The sequence below is a fragment of the Streptococcus parasanguinis genome, from assembly GCF_001578955.1.
GTDB classification, from domain to species: domain Bacteria; phylum Bacillota; class Bacilli; order Lactobacillales; family Streptococcaceae; genus Streptococcus; species Streptococcus parasanguinis_U.
This window is the reverse complement of the sequence record NZ_KQ969689.1, coordinates 603,287-606,289: the sequence shown is the minus strand read 5'-3', so window position 1 is coordinate 606,289 and position 3,003 is coordinate 603,287. Positions and strand designations below refer to the sequence as shown.

5 protein-coding genes are annotated in these 3,003 nt (G+C 35.3%); all 5 read right to left on the bottom strand.

Annotated elements, in window-relative coordinates; translation table 11 throughout:
* Positions 1–20: 20 nt before the first annotated feature.
* From SPADD19_RS02790 to SPADD19_RS12500, 5 genes are read right to left on the bottom strand one after another with little or no spacing between them, the layout of a single operon-like run.
* Entirely contained in the window at positions 21–389 is a 369-nt protein-coding gene (locus SPADD19_RS02790) for a hypothetical protein (RefSeq protein WP_061455129.1), read from the bottom strand.
* A gap of 13 nt (positions 390–402) precedes the next feature.
* A complete protein-coding gene (locus SPADD19_RS02785) occupies positions 403–690 on the bottom strand; it encodes a hypothetical protein (protein ID WP_128861548.1) in 288 nt (95 codons plus the stop codon).
* 15 nt (positions 691–705) lie between these two features.
* Positions 706–2,400: a hypothetical protein gene (locus SPADD19_RS02780; protein ID WP_061455128.1), complete on the bottom strand. Its 1,695-nt coding sequence runs from the start codon at positions 2,398–2,400 to the stop codon at positions 706–708.
* Entirely contained in the window at positions 2,393–2,632 is a 240-nt protein-coding gene (locus tag SPADD19_RS02775; protein WP_241496438.1) for a hypothetical protein, read from the bottom strand. The genes SPADD19_RS02780 and SPADD19_RS02775 overlap by 8 nt, the downstream gene beginning before the upstream one ends.
* Positions 2,633–2,661: 29 nt before the next feature.
* Complete coding sequence (locus SPADD19_RS12500; protein ID WP_241496437.1) at positions 2,662–2,838, bottom strand: hypothetical protein; 177 nt, start codon at positions 2,836–2,838, stop codon at positions 2,662–2,664.
* Positions 2,839–3,003 lie beyond the last annotated feature (165 nt).

Genomic DNA, 3,003 nt, shown 5'->3' with positions numbered 1-3,003 from the left:
ACAGCATCATCTGGAACCAACTAAAAAAACAGTAAGGACAACCTTACTGATTTTTTTTTGGCTTTCGATTCCAGCTTTTTCTGATTTTTATAGAAAGCATCTATCTCATTGTCATACTCCCATTTGAGCTTTGAACGCTCTTCCTGGATTTGATCCAATTGTTCAAAGACGTCACGTCGAAAACGTTCACTATTTTCATCCATTTGGAAAAAATAAGTATGAACTTCGGCAGGTAACTCACCTTCTGCCATGCGATAGACTTCTTCTTTCAACTGATCCGTTTGCTGTAGAAAATAAGAGAGATCTTCTTCAAGAGATTCCTCTTTTTTCTTTAACTGTTTCATTTTGCTATCAAATTCAAGTTCTAATTTATAAAGATCTTCCTTCATCTTCTGTCAATTCTCAATTTCTTAGCGGACTAGTAAGTTCTGGTTTACTCACTTTAGATAAATAGTCTTTTGCTGCAGTTGCGGCTTGCCCCTCAAGACCATCCGTGATATTTTGACTATAAGTCTTTTTAGCATAGTTTTCCAATTCCTCTGCTTTTGTTTTCAAGTTTCGTTGAAGAGGAGCATTTGTAAATTTTATAGTATTTACTGCCACTGCAACAGCCGCTTTTACTGCTAATCTCTGCTGTGCTTTCAGTACTTCCATCAGTTTTTCATTCATAAACAGTAAACTTATTGGCATCGTTTCCTCCTTCTTTTATGATAAGGATCCAAAAATATCAGCAGCACCTTGTTCATCAACCTCTACAAGTTTCTGCGCACATTGAATCATACTCTTTGAGAAGCCACTCATTTTTTCTTTGTAGTTCTTTAAATTACTTTTATCGGTCTCCGCAATTCCGCTATCCCACAAATGTTCAAAAGTCAAGTCAGTCATTAAACTTTCTCTTTCACTTGCCGATAATGCCCATCCTAATGCATAAACAGTATTTCTGGATGATTCAACCGAAGCTTTTACATTTTTTTCCGCAGTCGTGATCATTTTCTCTGTTTCTGACACCTTCTGCTCAATATCTGCATCTGCCAATTGAACTGCTGCATATAACAATTCTGTTCGAAGTAAGATTCGTTCCGCATAGCTCCCAGCACTTTTAATTTTGTTGTGCAAATTATTGGGATTCTTAAGGTCTAAATTTTTTCGATCCCATTCCAAAGAAGCTTTCTGAGCATCTTTTATAATTTTAGCATATTGATTTTGATAATCATAGTAAAGCAACGCCAAAGCTGGGAGATTACTAGCAATTTTTACGATCGCTTCACCGTCTATTCCTAAACCAGAAAGTCCAGCAAAAAAATCTTTGGCATTATGCGAAAAATCTTTACTTCCTTTTTGTATTAAGGAAGCAAATTTACTAAATTCCTCTGGACTCATCGTTACGATTCGATTGATCGTTTTTTCAGGAATGTATTCCTTCAGTTTATCAATTTTTTCTCTATTAAGTTTTGCAAGTCTCTGACCTGCAACTAACAACTCTGGATGATAGGATTCCGATGCCGTTAAGATATTCCCATAACTATCTATTTGATAGGCACCAAAATCATGGGAAGAATACTTGTCCGTCATACTAGTATACTTAATCGGGACAACTACATTGACTTGGCCAAGTTGTTGATCCCAAGGTCTATCCCGATTGAGCATGCTAACTGGATCAAAAGGGTTCACATAATAAACAATTTTTTCATCCAATAATTTCAGTTTTTCTGGGCTATATCCTGCTTTTATCAAGCTCAACGTTGTATCTGGTCCATCAAAAAGAACAGCTTTTCCAATGTGGTTCAATTCCGAATCATCTAATCCTGCTAAACCTTGAACGGATACCATTGTTCCAAGCGAATGAGCCGTTACATCCATTTTAGCATCCGGTGCAGCTTTTTCTTCTAATTCAGCGATCTTTGCTTTCATGCCTTTTGTAGCATACTGTGCTTGGGGAACGATCGCATCCGTAAGAGCAAAAGCTGCATCATTATTGATCCAATCTTTGGAATTAAACTCCTTTAAATTTTCATCCAAAATTTTTGAGAAATCAATACCAAAACCGTCACTTCCACGAATCGAAAAATACGTCTGGTGCGTATTCGCATTGATCGTCTCAGTATCTGTGACATAATAGGCATTGTATCCTGTTTCTTCATCTTCTAATAACTTTTTACTATCCGGTTGAAGATAAACCTTGCCACCATTCGGTAGATCCGTACCTCCTCCTTTAGTAATTTGACCATCATCTATATTATCTTCCGAAAAGTCAAATTTTACAGCCCTTCCAGATTTTAGAAGATCTAATTGATCTTTTCTTAAATATTTATATGGAAATTTAATTGGTCTTCCTGTATAAGCAGCTTGGGCAAGATCTGCATGTATATTGTTAAAATTATCTAAATTCCAATTACTCAAATACTTCTCCTCCAATGCCAAAACCATTGCTTAACATCATTGTTTTAAGATCAGGCATTCCATCGATAATCTCAATTGTTACATTCCAACCTGATTTTTCTATATGATTAAAACCACCATAAATCTCGATTATTTTACCACCCCCTTGAGGTGTTCCATTGCCAGCTTCTCCCCATCGGATATCACTCCAATCAATTTGAACGGATTCTATTTTTGAGTTTTTCGATTTCACAAACCCTATAATGGCTTGTTCATTATGTTTTAAGAAAGCAACTTGTTTTTCTTTATAGTTTCTTCATCTTCCTTTAGGTCTTTAGTAGATGAAGCAGCAATCGTTTTTCCTTGTTTTGTATCATCTTTATGTTTCACAGTACATCCTCCTATACTTAGCAACACTGCAATTGAAGCAACTATTATCATGATATTTCGACTTTTCATGAGTCCTCCTGTCATTCTGTACAGTTTATTCTCTAAAATTTCCACCTGTCATTTCTTTTAACAAGATCATTATAATAGTCATTTTATCAACTCATACTATTATCTGCTAATTTCTATTCTAAGATTGGAAACTAGATAAATATTATTTTAATTATTATAGCATTT